The sequence below is a fragment of the Pseudomonas sp. NPDC090203 genome (genome assembly GCF_044746765.1).
GTDB classification, from domain to species: domain Bacteria; phylum Pseudomonadota; class Gammaproteobacteria; order Pseudomonadales; family Pseudomonadaceae; genus Aquipseudomonas; species Aquipseudomonas putida_AD.
This window is the reverse complement of sequence record NZ_JBIVCV010000001.1, coordinates 219,575-235,058: the sequence shown is the minus strand read 5'-3', so window position 1 is coordinate 235,058 and position 15,484 is coordinate 219,575. Positions and strand designations below refer to the sequence as shown.

Sequence of the window (15,484 nt, the reverse complement as noted above, 5' to 3'; positions counted from 1 at the left end):
CCGCGGGAGCGATCTTGAGGCCGCCCCCGCCTGTAGGAGCGCGCTTGCCCGCGATGGCGATCTTACGAACGCCCCCGCCGGCAAACCGTGCTGCTACGTGGACTGTGTTGCACGCACCGCCAAGCGAACCACTGCCTCGACCAGCAGCGCCAACCCCAACGCCCCGGCGCCAATCAGAAACAGCAGCCGATGATCCCCGCCGCTGGCATTGAACAGCATCGAATACCCATACCCGGACAGCGCCTGCATCAGCGCAAACACCGTGGTCGCGCGGCTCCACGCGGCCCCTTGGGCGCCGGCATCCTGGGGCAGGAGTTCATGAACCCGCGCCAGCACCAGCGGCACGATGCCGGGCGGAAAGCTGCCGATGACCAGCGTGAGCGCCGCGATCAGCAGGCTGCTGTGGGAGCTGTACAAAATGCCGACCACCAGCGCCTGCACCACCAGCACAAGGCGAATGCCCCGCACCGGCCCCAGCCGGTCGGCGATGTAGCCGTACAGCATGGGTCCTGCCAGCGCACCGACGCCATAGACGATCCAGTACAGCGCCCCGACGTGAGCACCCAGCCCCAGGTCCCGCGCGACGAAATCCACAAGGAACACCATCAACGGCACCAGCCCGATCGCCATCAGGCCGAACTGCAGGTAGGTCAGGTTCAGAAACAACACATGACGCGGCGGGCGAGGTGTCTGCACTGCCTGAACAGAGGCCGGTCCCGTTGTCGCCGTCGACGCCGCAACCTGTGGCCAGCCAGTCCAACTGATAGCCGTCAGCACCGCGCAGAACGCCGCCAGGCCCAGCCAGGTGATGCGCAAACCCATGTCCAGCAGCAGCGGCACCAGCGTACCGGACGCGGCGATCCCCAGGCCCAGCCCGAAAAAGATCGCGCCACTGGCCAGCCCCTTGCGCGTGCCGGGAATGTGCGGCAGCACGGTGGAGGCGACCAGCACCATGATCGCGCCACCGGCCAGCCCGGAAATGAAGCGCCAGGCGAAGAACCACAGGGGCGACAGCGGCACCGCACAGCCAGCGAACGACAGCGTCACCAGCACCATCATCAGGCGCAGGGTGGTGCGATTGGAAAACCTGCGAGCAACCGGGCGCCCCAGCAACGCGCCGATGAAATAGCCGGCAAGGTTGGCGGCGCTGAGGATGATGATGTCGGAGGTGGCGAACCAGTGGTTCTCGATCAGCGGCGGAATCAGTGGCGTGTAGGCAAAGCGCGCCAGGCCGATGCCGACCAGGGTGGCGCACAGCCCGGCAATGATGGCGTGCCAGGGAATGGCAGGGCGGACGGGCGCATTGTCCGGGGATGACATATCCAGAGAAACGGCTTCGGGCTGCATGTTGCTGACCTCGGAAAGAGATAGGAGTCTATGTTTGACAGTGATGTCATGTTTGTCACTCTAGTCAAAATTGACAGGCTTGACAAGAATGAGGTCAACTCATGGCTCGCAGGTGGATCGAGACGTCGATTCCACGGCTACTGAAAAACGCTGGAGAGCAGGGCAATGGCGGGTGTAAGACAGTTCGACGAAGACATGACACTGGATCTGGCGATGAACGTGTTCTGGCAAAAGGGCCTGAGCGCGACCTCGATGCAGGATCTGGCCGAAGCGACGGGGGTGTTACGCGGCTCGCTGTACAACGCCTATCAGGGCAAGGAGCGACTGTTTCTCAAGGTGTTCGATCGCTATCGCCAGCGCATGACCGCCAGCATGGCCCAGGCGCTGGCCGAGCCGTCGATCCGCGTGGCGCTGGAGAACTTCTTCGAGTTCATCATCAGCTCGATGATCGAGGGCACCCCGACCCGAGGCTGCCTGACCACCAAGACGGCGGTGGACGGTATCAGCGAGGTCGATACCATTCGCGTGGCGTTGCAGGGCATGCTCGATGACATCGAAGCCTTGTTGCACGCCCGGTTCGCCGCCGAGGCGCAGAACGACACGCTGAATCTTCCTGCCGACCAGGCCTCGCGCCTGGTGTCGACCTTCACCCGGGGCGTGGTGGTGATGGAGCGGATCTACCAGGACCCCGAGCGCCTGCGCAGCACCGCAGCCTCGATGGTCCAGGTGTTGGTAAAAGGCTAGACCCGGATCATCAATGCATCGCCCAGGACAGAAACGTAGAACCTTTGCCGTGAGCTACCCTCAATAATTCAACATCTGTTGTCAGAGGAGAGGCGCACCATGCCGGTCAAGCACGATTTGTACGCGGATTTGAGTATCACCAAAGACGAGCTGCTCAAGCGTCGCAGCAAGGATGCCAAGCTCGATCATCTGGTTGGTCAGTACGACGCAATCGACGCCGACATCGTCAAGGCAGAAGCCGGATCGTCGGGCGATGTCTCGGACGACCAGCTCAAGAAGCTCAAGGAAAAGCGCCTGCTGGCCAAGGACAAGATCGTCCAGCAACTGATGTAGGGTGTTTGCGTCATGTGACGCGCTGAACACGAGCGGCGAGCTGTCCACACGAAGCTCGCCGTTTTGTTTTCAGCACATATCGAGAACTGTTCGCATCACGTGCTATAACTAAGCGCAGGCCGCGAACTAGAGCGGTCGCGTGGCTGTGCAGGGTATTAATTAATGTATGAAGTTGTTACTTATACAGATGTTAGTTGGCCAGAGAGTGAACAGTGTCACGCTAATGGATCCAAAAGTTACGCAGAAAAAAACGGCGTCAGGTTGTACGCCGTTTAATGAGCCTGCCACCGGGTAGCGGCAGACTAGTGACTTAGAAGATGAACCGCAGGGTCATTGGGGATCTTGGTTAGGCGCGATCTCGGCTTGAATACGTTTGTAGATTTCTTCACGGTGAACTGAAACGTTCTTCGGGGCGTTGATGCCGAGCCTGACCTGAAGGCCCTGTACGCCCAGAATGGTGACGGTGATTTCGTCACCGATGTTTATGCTTTCGCCGACTTTGCGGGTGAGTATCAACATAATCTTTTCCTTGATGGCCTCTTGAAGCGCCTCTACCAGGAGGCTGGCGTTAGCCTTTTGGGTGGTGTGGTTGCCGAGTGCATCCCAATGTGTCCGTCACTATGACGTCACAGGTATGCAATTAATTCCCCAGGTTCATCTTCTTGTCATTGGAATGGTCGCTCCTGAGGCCAGACGGCATGCGAATTTTGCCTGCTTTTGGCAGTAAATCCCCGTAACAATTGGCTATGGGGCTGATAGCCGAATCCGGGGCGGCGCCTATTGCACACTTCTTTCGCATTTATTGCAAAGCGCTCGTGCAGGCAAGTGATGAAATTTTCATTAGATTGCCTGTGAGCGATCTCCTAAAGGAGTGTAGGAGAGTTCCGAATTGCGTGACGTCAAAGTGATGCGACTTTAAACGAAATGGCTACAGGCTGTCTCTGGGCGTGTATCGGCAGGCAGGGGAGATGTGCGCGCGGCACAAATGAAATGCCCACCGCGAGGGTGGGCATTGTCACGCTGGAGGGTAGGTCAGACGACCAGCGACAGCAGCATGATGAAGATGATGCCGACCACCGAGAGGATGGTTTCCATCACGGTCCAGGTCTTCAGGGTTTCAGTGACGGTCATGTTGAAGTACTGCTTGACCAGCCAGAAACCGGCGTCGTTCACGTGGGACAGGATCAGCGAGCCTGCACCAGTGGCCAGCACCAGCAGTTCGCGGTTCACGCCCGGGATCATGCCGACCACCGGAGCCACGATGCCAGCGCCGGTGATAGTCGCAACGGTCGCGGAGCCGGTGGCCACGCGAATCACTGCCGCCACCAGCCAAGCCAGCAGGATCGGCGAGATCTGCGCCTGCACAGCCATATGACCGATCAGGTTACCGACGCCGCTGTCCACCAGCATCTGCTTGAAGCCACCGCCGGCACCCACGATCAGCACGATCGCGGCAACCGGCGCCAGGCTCTGGTCCAGCAGCTTGATGATCTGTTCCTTGCTGAAACCGCGGGCGGCGCCGAAGGTGTAGAACGCCAGCAACAGGGCGAACAGCAGGGCGGCGATCGGGTGGCCGATGAAGTCCATCCAGATGCGGAAGATGTGGCCGGTCGGCAGCGCGACGTCGGCGAAGGTCTTGAGCAGCATCAGGAACACTGGCAGCAGGATCGTGATCAGGGTGATCGCGAAGCTGGGCAGGTTGTCGTTGGTCGATTCCTTGGCGATCTGGTCCATCAATTCCTTGGACGGGTTGCCCGGAATGTATTTGGCGATCCATTTGCCGTAGATCGGGCCCGCGATGATGGCGGTCGGGAAGGCGACGATCAGGCCGTAGAAAATCGTCTTGCCGATGTCAGCGTTGAAGATGCCGATGGCCAGCAGCGGACCCGGGTGCGGAGGCACCAGACCGTGCACCGCGGACAGGCCGGCCAGCAGCGGGATGCCGATTTTCACGATGGACACGCCGCTGCGACGGGCAACGATGAACACCAGCGGGATCAGCAGCACGAAGCCGATTTCGAAGAACAGCGGGATGCCCACCAGGAACGCCGAAAACATCATGGCCCAGTGCACGCGTTCCTTGCCGAAACGGCGAATCAGCGTCTGGGCGATCTGGTCGGCGCCGCCGGAGTCGGCCATCAGTTTGCCGAGCATTGTGCCAAGGCCCAGGATGATGCCGACGAAGCCCAGTACGCCGCCGAAGCCGTCCTGGAAGGATTTCATGACTTTGTCTACAGGCATGCCGGAGGTCAGCCCGAGAAAACCTGCTGCGATGGTCAGTGCTACAAAAGGGTGGACTTTGAACTTGGTGATCAGCAGCACAAGGCCGATGATGGTCACCAGCGCATCCACTAGCAGATACGTGTCTTGAGTCATACCAAACATGGGGTGTCTCTCCGTTGTATTTTGTTTTTTTGGAGCTACTGCAAAGCGCTATCGTTCACTGCCATGTGTACACAAAAAGACAGCGCTATCTTTGTCGCTCACGCCGGATCTGCGATCAGGAGCCGGTGAGGGCGTTGCCAGATGCGGTTTGCGATTCGTCCCACCAGCTTGCCGCCCTGGCACCGATGGTCTCGATCGTTTGGGTTGCGTCGACGACCAGGGTGCGGTCTTCGCCGTAGGGTGGTTCGAGGGTCGCGAACTGGCTGTCCACCAGGCTCGCCGGCATGAAATGCCCCGGCCGGTGCGAGCAGCGCTCGGTGGCAAGCTCCTTGGTCAACTCAAGAAACACAAAACCCAGGCCCGGCACGGATTCACGCAGGCGCTCACGGTAGATGAGCTTGAGGGCCGAGCAGGTCAGGACCGGTTTTTCACCGTTACGTACCGCCTGCGCGACTTCTTCGCCCAGGCGGGTGAGCCAGCCTGCGCGGTCTTCGTCATTGAGGGGGTGGCCGGCGCTCATCTTGTCGATGTTGGCCTGGGGGTGAAAGGCGTCGCCTTCGATCAGGCGTCCGCCACTGTTCTTGGCAATCTCGGCGCCGACGGCGCTTTTGCCACAGCCGGAAACACCCATTACCACGAGGGCAGAAATAGCAGTTGGAGCAGTCGTCATAAAAACCTCGCCCCAGAGACAGCGCTGTCTTTGCCAGATGGTGTGCAACACCGGCAAGGCTGTTTCCGGGTGTAGTCATTGTTATGGGTATTACGGTCGTTCATGAGTCACTCGACCTCGGCCGTGAACACGGTCGAAGAAGGTTGCGAGACTCCATGGGGTAGCGCTACCTTAGAGCCCATTCGACACAATCGCAACCCCTTCGCCTTTCCTTCCATTCAGTTGGCAACGCATGACTCGCATTGGTTCCCGCTCCACTGGTCGTCCCACCCTAAACGAGGTCGCGAAACTGGCGGCTGTTTCGCCCATCACTGCCTCACGCGCCCTGCGTGGCGTGGCGACCGTCGCGCCGGACCTGGTGGAAAAAGTACGCGCTGCTGCGCAGAGTCTAGGCTATGTCGCCAACCCTGCCGCCCGGGCGCTGGCTTCTTCGCAAAGCCAGTCGGTGGTGGTGCTGGTGCCGTCGCTGTCCAACCAGTTGTTCATCGAAACCCTGGAAGCGATTCAGAACGTGTTGCGCCCGCGCGGGCTCGAAGTGGTGATCGGTAACTACCACTACTCGCCGGTCGAGGAGGAGAACCTGTTGCGCAGCCACCTGGCCAACCGACCACGGGGCATTCTGCTGACCGGATTCGACCGCAGCCCGGCGGCCCAGCAACTGCTGGCAGCCAGTGGCGTGCCCTGTGTGCACATGATGGAACTCGATCCGGCCCGGGCCGAGCCGTGCGTGGGTTTTTCCCAGCAACAGGCCGGTGCGCAGGCGGCGCAGCATTTGTTGAGTCGTGGGCGGCGGCGCCTGGCCTATGTCTCGGCGCAGCTGGACCCGCGAGTGATCCAGCGTGGCAGCGGCTTTCGCGGCGTGCTGGAGAAGGAGGGGTTGTTCGACGAAGCGCTGCAGATGGCCTCGCCATTGCCGTCGTCCATAGGTCTTGGGGGCGAGTTGTTCGCGCGCCTGCTGGCTGAGCATCCGGATGTGGACGGGGTGTTTTTCTGCAACGACGACCTGGCCCAGGGCGCAACCCTGGAAGCATTGCGTCGCGGGATCAGGATTCCCGAGCAGGTGTCGCTGATCGGCTTTAACGATTTGCCGGGCTCGGCGCACATGGTGCCGCGCCTGACCTCGATCCGCACCCCACGCGAGCAGGTCGGCCAACGCGCCGCGCAATTGCTGCTGGGGCTGCTGGACGGCAATGTCCAGCAGGCTCAGGTGGATCTGGGGTTCGAGCTGGTGGTGCGCGAGAGTACCTGAGCGCCCGCAATCACAGGTCCACACAAGACCCGTAGCAGCACGGCTTGCCGGCGGGGGCGATCTCAAGGCCGCTGACGCCTGTAGGAGCGCGCTTGCCCGCGACCGCGGTGTGTATGTGCCGGATGTACAAACTGACACACCGCCATCGTCCGAATGCGGCCCAGACCAAGCGCGCTCCTACAGCGCGCCTCAAGCCTCTTTCTTGAACGCCAACCGGAACTGGTGCAACAAGGGTTCGGTGTACCCGCTCGGTTGCTCCCTTCCTTTGAACACCAGCGCACAAGCGGCCTGGAACGCGGTGGATTTCTCGAAGTTCTCCGCCATCGGCGTGTAGGCCGCATCCCCTGCGTTCTGCTTGTCTACCACCTTGGCCATGCGCTTGAGGGTTTCCATGGCGTCGTGCTCGTGGATCACCCCGTGACGCAACCAGTTGGCGATGTGCTGGCTGGAGATGCGCAGGGTGGCGCGGTCTTCCATCAGCCCGACGTTGTGAATATCCGGCACCTTGGAACAGCCCACGCCTTGCTCGACCCAGCGCACCACGTAGCCCAGCAGGCCCTGGGCGTTGTTCTCGATTTCCTCGCGGATCTGCTCCTCGGTCCACTCAGCCTTGGCCACCACCGGAATGCTCAGCAGGTCCAGCAGAATCTGCTCGCTCTCGGCGTTCAGGTCGACCTTCTCCAGTTCCTGTTGCACCGCTTTGACGTCCACCTTGTGGTAGTGCAGGGCGTGCAGTGTGGCGGCGGTCGGCGAGGGCACCCAGGCGGTGGTTGCGCCGGATTTCGGATGGCCGATCTTCTGTTCCAGCATGTCGGCCATCTGGTCCGGCATCGCCCACATGCCCTTGCCGATCTGCGCCCGGCCGCGCAGGCCACAGGCCAGGCCGACCAGCACGTTGCTGCGTTCGTACGCCTTGATCCACGGCGTGGCCTTCATGTCGCCCTTGCGCAACATCGGGCCGGCTTCCATCGAGGTGTGCATCTCATCGCCGGTACGATCGAGGAAACCGGTGTTGATGAATGCTACCCGCGCCGACGCTGCGTTAATGCAGGCCTTGAGGTTGACGCTGGTGCGCCGCTCTTCGTCCATGATCCCCATCTTCAGAGTGTTGCGCGGGATCTTCAGGGCGTCTTCGATACGGCCGAACAACTGGTCGGCAAACGCCACCTCGGCAGGGCCATGCATCTTCGGTTTGACGATGTACACGCTGCCGGCGCGGGAGTTGCCGCGGTTGTGCAGGTCATGCAGGGCGATCAGGCTGGTGATGACGCCATCGAGAATGCCCTCCGGAATTTCCTTGTTGCCGTCGTAGACAATCGCCGGGTTGGTCATCAGGTGGCCGACATTACGAATGAACAGCAGCGAGCGGCCATGCAGGGTGAGGCGGCTGCCATCGGCGGCGTTGTACTGGCGGTCGGCATTGAGCTTGCGGGTGATGGTCTTGCCACCCTTGACCAGTTCTTCGGTCAGGTCGCCTTTCATCAGGCCCAGCCAGTTGCGGTAGATCACCAGCTTGTCTTCGGCGTCCACGGCGGCGACCGAGTCTTCACAGTCGATGATGGTCGAGAGTGCAGCTTCCAGCAGCAGGTCCTTGATGCCTGCCGGGTCGCTGCTGCCGATGGGGCTGGTGGGGTCGATCTGGATTTCGATGTGCAGGCCGTGGTTCTTCAGCAAGATGGCGGTGGGCTGCGCGGCATCGCCCTGGTAGCCGACATATTTTTCCGGCTGCGCCAGGGGCGACTGACTGCCGTTGGCGAGGGTGACCACCAGCGCGCCGCTGTCCACGGCATAGGCGGTGGCATCGACGTGGGAGCCTGTTGCCAGGGGCGCTGCTTCATCGAGCAGGGCGCGGGCGAAGGCGATGACCTTGGCGCCGCGCAGCGGATTATAGCCAGCCTTGATTTCGGCGCCGTGCTCGTTGGAAATCGCGTCGGTGCCATACAGCGCGTCGTACAGCGAACCCCAGCGGGCGTTGGCGGCATTCAGGGCATAACGGGCGTTGGCGGCGGGCACCACCAACTGCGGGCCGGCCTGTTCGCTGATTTCGATGTCGACCTTGCTGGTCGTGGCCTGCACCTGATCCGGCACCGGTTGCAGGTAGCCGATGGAATCGAGGAAGGCGATGTAGGCGGGCATGTCGGTGACAGGGCCCGGGTTGGATTTGTGCCACTTGTCCAGTTGCGCCTGAATGCGCTCGCGCTCGGCCAGCAGTTCGCGGTTGAGCGGCGCCAGGTCGTGGACCAGCGAGTCGAAGTCCGCCCAGAAAACGTCCGGGTTAAGCCCGGTTCCGGGAAGCACGTCCTCGTCGACAAAACGCTTCAGGCTGGCTGCCACCTTGAGGTTGTGGCAGTTGACGAATTCGGTCATCTCGGGCTCTCCATCAAAATTGTCTATAACGCGCATTTGTAGGAGCGCGCTTGCCCGCGATGGCGGTGTGTCAGGTTGCATATCCGGCGCAGACACAGCGCAATCGCGGGCAAGCGCGCTCCTACAGGGTTATCCTGCGTTGACTGCAGCAACACCCGCCTTGGCCACCTGTGCATCCTGATCGGCCTTCACGCCCGACACACCCACCGCGCCAACGGTTTCGCCGTTCACGATCACCGGCACGCCGCCTTCGAGCGAGGTCAGCAGGGGCGCGGTGACGAATGCGGTACGCCCGCCGTTGACCATCTCTTCATAACCCTTGGATTCACGACGGCCCAGCGCCGAAGTGCGGGCCTTTTCGATGGCGATGTAGGCGCCAATCGGTGCGCAGCCGTCCAGGCGTTCGAAACCCAGCAGGTGGCCGCCATCGTCGGTCACGGCGATGGACACCGCCCAGCCGTTGGCTTGCGCCTCTTTACGGGCGGCGGCGAGGATCTGGGTGACTTCGGTCTGGCTCAGTACGGATTTGGTTTTCATGAAGCTCTCCTTTGCAAGTTGGGATTGATTCGGTGGTCCGGGCGCCTGCCTGTTACACAGGTTGCAGGGCGTCCTCGATGAGTTCGATCCAGTGCTTGACCGGCGTGCGGCCGGCACTGGCAAGGTGGGTCTGGCAGCCGATGTTGGCGGTGGCGATGACCTCGGGCCGGCCGCTCTCCAGGGCGTTCAGCTTGTTGTCACGCAGTTGTCTGGACAGCTCCGGCTGGGTGATCGAGTAGGTGCCAGCCGAGCCACAGCATAGGTGACCGTCCGGCACTGCGGTCAAGTTAAAGCCCAAGCGGGTCAGCACTGCTTCCACCGAGCCTCCCAGCTTCTGCGCGTGTTGCAACGTGCAAGGGCAATGGAACGCCAGCTTCTGGCTGGTGCAGGCGCCGAGTTTTTCCAGCGGTTCGACACGCAGCACTTCCACCAGGTCCTTGGTCAGCGCGCTGATTTTTGCGGCTTTCTCGGCATAGGCCGGGTCGCCACGCAGCATGTGACCGTAATCCTTGACGAACGCTCCACAGCCGCTGGCAGTCTGCACGATGGCTTCGGCACCGGCCTGCACGCTGGGCCACCAGGCATCGATATTGCGCCGGGCGCGCTGCAGGCCCTGTTCCTGGGCATTGAGGTGGTAATCCACGGCGCCGCAGCAACCGGCCTGGGCGATGGATTTGACCGTGATGCCCAGGCGATCCAGCACCCGCGCCGTCGCCGCATTGGTGTTGGGCGACAGGCCAGGCTGCACGCAGCCTTCGAGAATCAGCACCTGCCGCGCATGTTGCCGAGTGGGGCGTGGCTTGGCCGGGCGCACACTGCCGGGCAGTTTGTCTTTCAGGGTGGCGGGGAGCAGTGGGCGGAACGCATTGCCCACTTGGGTCAGCGCCTTGAACAGCGAGCTGTTGGGCACCACGTTGCGCAGGCCTTCGCGCACCACGCGCTGGCTCATCGGACGCGGCACGGCGGCATCCACCACGGCGCGGCCAATGTCCAGCAGGTTGTGGTAATTGACCCCCGAAGGGCAGGTGGTTTCGCAATTGCGGCACGACAGGCAACGGTCCAGGTGCAATTGGGTTTTCTCGGTGACTTCCTTGCCTTCGAGCACCTGCTTGATGAGGTAGATTCGCCCGCGCGGGCCGTCCAGTTCATCGCCCAGCAACTGATAGGTCGGGCAGGTGGCGTTGCAGAAACCGCAGTGCACACAGCTGCGCAGAATGCTTTCGGCTTCTTCGCCACGGGGCAGGCGCTTGGCCTGTTCGCTCAGGGTGGTCTGCATGGTTCAGATCTCTGCGTACATACGGCCCGGATTGAAAATCCCGTGGGGGTCCAGTTGTGCCTTGAGCTGGCGGTGGTAGCGCATCAGAGGCTCGGCCAGGGGCTGGAACGGGCTTTGATCCAGGCCATGGCTGTAGCAGGTCGCGTGACCGCCGACGGCGCTGACGATGGCGCGAATTTCCTCGCCCGACGCATCGGACTTCAGCCAGCGCTGGGCGCCTCCCCAGTCGATCAACTGCTCGCCGGGCAAGGCCAGCACGCCGGTGTTGGTCGGCAGCGACAGGCGCCACAGCGCTCGGCCATCGGTGAAAAAATCCAGCCGGTGTTCGTTCAGCGCCTGCCACCAGGCCGGGTCGATGGACTCGCCACCCAGGCGATCATGGGCCGCAGCCACCGACCCTTCACCGCCTTCCAGACGCAGACGCAAAACTTGGCCGTCGTGGCTTGCGGCGCTGATCGGCAAGGGTTGCTGGCCCCATTCGGCCAGGCGGGCGAGGGCGCGGACGCTGTCCATCTCCAGCGCGATGCTGGTGCACAGGCGCGGCTTGGGCAGCACCTTGAGCGACACTTCGGTGAGCAGGCCCAGGCAGCCGAAACTGCCGGCCATCAGCCGGGAGAGGTCATAGCCTGCGACGTTCTTCATCACCTCGCCGCCGAATTTCAGGTGCTTGCCAAGGCCGGTGATGACCCGGGTGCCGAGCACGTAGTCGCGCACGGAACCGGCCCACGGGCGACGCGGCCCGGACAGCCCGGCGGCGATCATCCCGCCCACGGTGGCATCGCCGACGCCTGCGTCGCTGTAGCTGGGCGGTTCGCAGGGCAGCATCTGCCCCGCCTGGTCCAGTGCAGCGTTCAGTTCGCTGAGCGGCGTGCCGGCGCGCGCGGTGATCACCAGTTCCGTCGGGTCATAGCTGACAATGCCGCGATGGATGCGCGTATCGAGCACTTCCCCGGCCACTTCACGGCCCAGGAACGCCTTGCTGTTGGCACCCTGAATGCGCAGCGGCAGGCCGCTCTGGATGGCCTGGTTGACCTGTTCGAGCAAGGTCTGGCTGGCGTCGCCGTCTTGCGCGGTGGGGTAGGACTGACGTTCGGCACCCATCAGAAACGCTCCAGTTCAGGGAAGGGCAGCTTGCCCATGTGCACGTGCATCGCGCCGAATTCGGCGCAGCGGTGCAGGGTCGGGATGTTCTTGCCCGGATTGAGCATGCCGCTGGGGTCGAAGGCCGCTTTCACGGCGTGGAACAGGGTCAGTTCGTCGCTGTTGAACTGCGCGCACATCTGGTTGATCTTCTCGCGGCCCACGCCGTGTTCGCCGGTGATGCTGCCGCCGACTTTCACGCACAGCTCCAGAATCTTGCCGCCCAGCGCCTCGGCGCGATCAAGTTCGCCCGGCTGGTTGGCATCGAACAGGATCAGCGGGTGCATGTTGCCGTCACCGGCATGGAACACGTTGGCCACACGCAGCCCGTATTCCTCGGACAGCGCAGAAATGCCCTGCAAGACGCCCGGCAATTCCCGACGCGGAATGGTGCCGTCCATGCAGTAGTAATCCGGCGACAGCCTGCCTACAGCAGGGAAGGCGTTCTTGCGTCCGGCCCAGAAACGCACGCGCTCGGCTTCGTCCCTGGCCTGGCGCACCTCGGTGGCGCCGGCTTTTTCCAGCACGGCGCGGACCCGGTCGCAGTCTTCGTGAACGTCGGCTTCAACGCCGTCCAGTTCACACAGCAGGATGGCTTCGGCGTCCACCGGGTAACCGGCGTGGATGAAGTCTTCGGCGGCGCGGATGGCCAGGTTGTCCATCATCTCCAGACCGCCCGGGATGATGCCTTCGGCAATGATGTCGCCCACGGCGCGGCCAGCCTTTTCCACCGAATCGAACGCCGCCAGCAGCACCCGCGCCACCTGGGGTTTGGGCAGCAGTTTGACGGTGACTTCGGTGATGATCCCGAGCATGCCTTCAGAGCCGGTGAACAGCGCCAGCAGGTCGAAACCGGGGGAGTCCAGCGCGTCGGAGCCCAGCACCATGCGCTCGCCTTCGACGGTGAGGATGTCGACCTTGAGCAGGTTGTGCACGGTCAGGCCATACTTAAGGCAATGCACGCCGCCCGCGTTCTCGGCGACGTTGCCACCGATGGAACAGGCAATCTGCGACGACGGATCGGGTGCGTAGTAAAGATCGTAGGGCGCGGCGGCCTGGGAAATCGCCAGGTTGCGCACCCCCGGTTGAACACGGGCGAAGCGTCCGGCGGGGTCGATGTGCAGGATCTTGTTGAAGCGCGCCATGACCAGCAGCACGCCTTTCTCCAACGGCAGGGCGCCACCGGAAAGCCCGGTGCCGGCGCCGCGTGCGACCACCGGAACGCCGCGCTCGTGGCACAGCTTGAGCAGCGTCTGGACTTGCTCGACCCGCTGCGGCAACACCACCAGCATCGGCGTGGTGCGGTACGCGGAGAGGCCGTCGCATTCGTAGGGGCGCAGTTCTTCCTCGCGGTGGAGGATCTCCAGGTCCGGCAGGCGCGACTGCATGGCTTGCAGCAACTGCGCCTTGTCGATGTCCGGAAGCGCGCCATCGACGCGTTCGTCATACAGGATATTCATGGTGGGTGTTTCACCCCGTCTTGTTCTTATATGGCTTCGTATATGGCCCCGTTCTAGCAGGGAACGTTCTACGGCTGACTTGCATCATTGGCCGGGTGGGGCTTACTGTCCATGGCAGAAAGCACTGGTCGAACCAGTTTTTTTTGGCATTTGCACAAAGGTTTTTTATTAATCTTCCTAATATCAATTAGTTAGACATGTATTCCGTTCTTACTTGTGTCGCATTTATAACTGGTCATACCAGATCGCTTCCCGTAGCAGCACGGCTTGCCGGCGGGGGCGGTGTGTTAGACAACTCATCTGTGACTGACACGCCGCCCCCGCCGGCAAGCCGTGCTGCTACGGGATGTGTGGACACCTTTTTGAAAGAGAGCTTATGGAAAACCTCGTCCAAGCTTCCACCCCTCAGGTTGCCGACGTCGTCAGCGAGCGCATCGAGCGGCTGATCGTCGATGGCGTGCTCAAGGTCGGGCAACTGCTGCCTTCGGAGCGGCGCCTGACCGAGAAGCTGGGCGTCTCGCGCACCGCGCTGCGTGAAGGGCTCAAGTTGCTGCGCGCCCGGGGCATCATCGAAACCCGGCACGGCAAGGGCTCTTTCGTTGCGCAGATGGGCGGCTTGGGCCTGTCCGCCGCATCGCCGCTGATGCACCTGTTCGCCTCGCAGCCGCGCACCCTCTATGACCTGTTCGAGGTGCGCAGCCTGCTGGAAGGGGAGTCAGCCCGCCTGGCGGCATTGCGCGGCACCGACGCGGATTTCGTGCTCATCACCCGCGCCTACGACGCGCTGGTGGCGGCCCACGATCACGCGCTTGAAGCCAGCGAACACGCGCGGCTCGATCATGCCTTTCACCTGGCGATCAGCGAGGCATCCCACAACCCGGTGCTGGTACAGACCCTGCGCTCGCTGACAGACCTGCTGCTCAACACCGTCTTCGCCTCGGTCAACAACCTCTATCACCGCGAAGCCCAGAAACGGCAGATCGACCGCCATCACGCCAGGCTCTACAACGCCGTCACCGGCCGCCTGCCGGATCAGGCGCGCAAGGCCGCCGTGGCGCACATCCAGAGCATCTGCGACAACCTGCGCGAGATCGAGAACGAAGAACAGCGACTGGTCAGGGCCACCTTGCGCCTGGAGGGCTGGGCCTGACCTTGACAGCCACCGGTGAATGTCGCACTTTACGCATTGCGTAAATCGTTTACGAAAACCTGTTGACCAAAAACAATAACCAGCGTGCAGGCCTTCCCGTGGATCTATTCACCTACTACCGCTCGACCTCCAGCTACCGCGTGCGCATCGCGCTGGCGTTGAAAGGCCTTGAGGTCAATGCCATTCCCGTGAACCTGATCCGCGACGGCGGCGAACACCGCAAGCCCGAGTATCTGGCGGTCAACCCGCAAGGTCGGGTGCCGGCGCTTCGCCTGGAGAGCGGCGAGGTGGTGATTCAATCCATGGCGATCATCGAATACTTGGAAGAACGCTTCGCCCAGCCTGCGCTGCTGCCCGACGATCTGCTCGCCCGTGCCCGGCATCGGCAGGTGGCCGCCCTGATCGGCTGCGATATCCATCCGCTGCACAACGTCGCCGTGCTCAACCGCCTGCGCGGCCTGGGCCATGACGAAGGTGACGTGACGGCCTGGATCGGCCACTGGATCAGCGAAGGCTTCGCGGCCGTGGAAGCCTTGATCGGTGACAAGCAGTTCTGTTTCGGCGCGGTGGGCCTGGCCGATGTCTATCTGTTGCCACAGCTGTATGCCGCGCGACGTTTCAATGTCGATCTGAGCGCATTTCCGCGCATCTGCCGGGTCGAGGCGCTGGCGCTGGCCCATCCGGCGTTCCAGAAAGCGCACCCGGATGCGCAATCGGACAAGCCGGAGTAGTCTTTCCCTTATGAAAATCTTCGGTCTGCAACTGATCTTCGGCGACTTTCTCGCCCGCAGCGTACGGGGCATTCCCTGTGCGCCACCTGCTCGAC

14 protein-coding genes are annotated in these 15,484 nt (G+C 62.4%); 5 read left to right on the top strand and 9 right to left on the bottom strand.

The window, feature by feature from the left end:
* Window positions 1–93 precede the first annotated feature (93 nt).
* A complete protein-coding gene (locus ACIPO9_RS01005; RefSeq protein WP_400778776.1) occupies window positions 94–1,320 on the bottom strand; it encodes a YbfB/YjiJ family MFS transporter in 1,227 nt (408 codons plus the stop codon).
* Between the two features lie 192 nt (window positions 1,321–1,512).
* Between ACIPO9_RS01005 and ACIPO9_RS01000 the strand changes: the two genes are divergently transcribed.
* Window positions 1,513–2,091, top strand: coding sequence for a TetR/AcrR family transcriptional regulator (locus ACIPO9_RS01000; protein ID WP_400778296.1), 579 nt, complete (start codon window positions 1,513–1,515; stop codon window positions 2,089–2,091).
* 99 nt (window positions 2,092–2,190) lie between these two features.
* Window positions 2,191–2,424: a DUF465 domain-containing protein gene (locus ACIPO9_RS00995; RefSeq protein WP_274131872.1), complete on the top strand. Its 234-nt coding sequence runs from the start codon at window positions 2,191–2,193 to the stop codon at window positions 2,422–2,424.
* 330 nt (window positions 2,425–2,754) lie between these two features.
* On the opposite strand, the gene csrA is transcribed toward ACIPO9_RS00995, so the two are convergent.
* From csrA to ACIPO9_RS00980, 3 genes are all read right to left on the bottom strand, one after another.
* Window positions 2,755–2,943 (bottom strand): carbon storage regulator CsrA, encoded by a 189-nt coding sequence (csrA, locus tag ACIPO9_RS00990; protein ID WP_274131873.1) that lies wholly within the window; start codon window positions 2,941–2,943, stop codon window positions 2,755–2,757.
* Between the two features lie 513 nt (window positions 2,944–3,456).
* Entirely contained in the window at window positions 3,457–4,809 is a 1,353-nt protein-coding gene (locus tag ACIPO9_RS00985) for a GntP family permease (protein ID WP_274131874.1), read from the bottom strand.
* Window positions 4,810–4,924: 115 nt separating this feature from the next.
* Complete coding sequence (locus tag ACIPO9_RS00980) at window positions 4,925–5,440, bottom strand: gluconokinase (protein ID WP_274131994.1); 516 nt, start codon at window positions 5,438–5,440, stop codon at window positions 4,925–4,927.
* 271 nt (window positions 5,441–5,711) lie between these two features.
* Between ACIPO9_RS00980 and ACIPO9_RS00975 the strand changes: the two genes are divergently transcribed.
* Complete coding sequence (locus ACIPO9_RS00975) at window positions 5,712–6,728, top strand: LacI family DNA-binding transcriptional regulator (RefSeq protein ID WP_274131875.1); 1,017 nt, start codon at window positions 5,712–5,714, stop codon at window positions 6,726–6,728.
* A 189-nt stretch (window positions 6,729–6,917) separates the two neighbouring features.
* On the opposite strand, the gene ACIPO9_RS00970 is transcribed toward ACIPO9_RS00975, so the two are convergent.
* The 5 genes from ACIPO9_RS00970 to glcD form a co-directional block, all read right to left on the bottom strand.
* Complete coding sequence (locus ACIPO9_RS00970) at window positions 6,918–9,095, bottom strand: malate synthase G (protein ID WP_400778293.1); 2,178 nt, start codon at window positions 9,093–9,095, stop codon at window positions 6,918–6,920.
* Window positions 9,096–9,224: 129 nt separating this feature from the next.
* Window positions 9,225–9,632, bottom strand: coding sequence for a heme-binding protein (locus tag ACIPO9_RS00965; RefSeq protein WP_400778291.1), 408 nt, complete (start codon window positions 9,630–9,632; stop codon window positions 9,225–9,227).
* 52 nt (window positions 9,633–9,684) lie between these two features.
* Window positions 9,685–10,908 carry a glycolate oxidase subunit GlcF gene (gene glcF, locus ACIPO9_RS00960; protein ID WP_400778288.1) on the bottom strand — a complete coding sequence of 408 codons (1,224 nt, stop codon included), beginning with the start codon at window positions 10,906–10,908 and terminating at the stop codon, window positions 9,685–9,687.
* A gap of 3 nt (window positions 10,909–10,911) precedes the next feature.
* Window positions 10,912–12,009, bottom strand: a complete 1,098-nt coding sequence (gene glcE / locus ACIPO9_RS00955; protein ID WP_400778286.1) for a glycolate oxidase subunit GlcE — start codon at window positions 12,007–12,009, stop codon at window positions 10,912–10,914.
* Window positions 12,009–13,508: a glycolate oxidase subunit GlcD gene (glcD, locus tag ACIPO9_RS00950; protein ID WP_400778284.1), complete on the bottom strand. Its 1,500-nt coding sequence runs from the start codon at window positions 13,506–13,508 to the stop codon at window positions 12,009–12,011. The genes glcE and glcD overlap by 1 nt, the downstream gene beginning before the upstream one ends.
* 376 nt (window positions 13,509–13,884) lie before the next feature.
* On the opposite strand from glcD, the gene glcC reads away from it, so the two are divergent.
* Both glcC and maiA read left to right on the top strand, forming a co-directional pair.
* Window positions 13,885–14,658, top strand: coding sequence for a transcriptional regulator GlcC (gene glcC, locus ACIPO9_RS00945; protein WP_400778281.1), 774 nt, complete (start codon window positions 13,885–13,887; stop codon window positions 14,656–14,658).
* Window positions 14,659–14,756: 98 nt separating this feature from the next.
* Window positions 14,757–15,389 carry a maleylacetoacetate isomerase gene (gene maiA, locus ACIPO9_RS00940; RefSeq protein WP_400778775.1) on the top strand — a complete coding sequence of 211 codons (633 nt, stop codon included), beginning with the start codon at window positions 14,757–14,759 and terminating at the stop codon, window positions 15,387–15,389.
* The last annotated feature ends 95 nt before the right edge of the window (window positions 15,390–15,484 follow it).

Excerpts from the sequence above, each read along its gene's own strand:
- ACIPO9_RS01005 (WP_400778776.1), bottom strand. The coding sequence starts at position 1,320 with ATGTCATCCCCGGACAATGCGCCCGTCCGCCCTGCCATTCCCTGGCAC.
- ACIPO9_RS01000 (WP_400778296.1), top strand. The coding sequence starts at position 1,513 with ATGGCGGGTGTAAGACAGTTCGACGAAGACATGACACTGGATCTGGCG.
- ACIPO9_RS00995 (WP_274131872.1), top strand. The coding sequence starts at position 2,191 with ATGCCGGTCAAGCACGATTTGTACGCGGATTTGAGTATCACCAAAGAC.
- csrA (WP_274131873.1), bottom strand. The coding sequence starts at position 2,943 with ATGTTGATACTCACCCGCAAAGTCGGCGAAAGCATAAACATCGGTGAC.
- ACIPO9_RS00985 (WP_274131874.1), bottom strand. The coding sequence starts at position 4,809 with ATGTTTGGTATGACTCAAGACACGTATCTGCTAGTGGATGCGCTGGTG.
- ACIPO9_RS00980 (WP_274131994.1), bottom strand. The coding sequence starts at position 5,440 with ATGGGTGTTTCCGGCTGTGGCAAAAGCGCCGTCGGCGCCGAGATTGCC.
- ACIPO9_RS00975 (WP_274131875.1), top strand. The coding sequence starts at position 5,712 with ATGACTCGCATTGGTTCCCGCTCCACTGGTCGTCCCACCCTAAACGAG.
- ACIPO9_RS00970 (WP_400778293.1), bottom strand. The coding sequence starts at position 9,095 with ATGACCGAATTCGTCAACTGCCACAACCTCAAGGTGGCAGCCAGCCTG.
- ACIPO9_RS00965 (WP_400778291.1), bottom strand. The coding sequence starts at position 9,632 with ATGAAAACCAAATCCGTACTGAGCCAGACCGAAGTCACCCAGATCCTC.
- glcF (WP_400778288.1), bottom strand. The coding sequence starts at position 10,908 with ATGCAGACCACCCTGAGCGAACAGGCCAAGCGCCTGCCCCGTGGCGAA.
- glcE (WP_400778286.1), bottom strand. The coding sequence starts at position 12,009 with ATGGGTGCCGAACGTCAGTCCTACCCCACCGCGCAAGACGGCGACGCC.
- glcD (WP_400778284.1), bottom strand. The coding sequence starts at position 13,508 with ATGAATATCCTGTATGACGAACGCGTCGATGGCGCGCTTCCGGACATC.
- glcC (WP_400778281.1), top strand. The coding sequence starts at position 13,885 with ATGGAAAACCTCGTCCAAGCTTCCACCCCTCAGGTTGCCGACGTCGTC.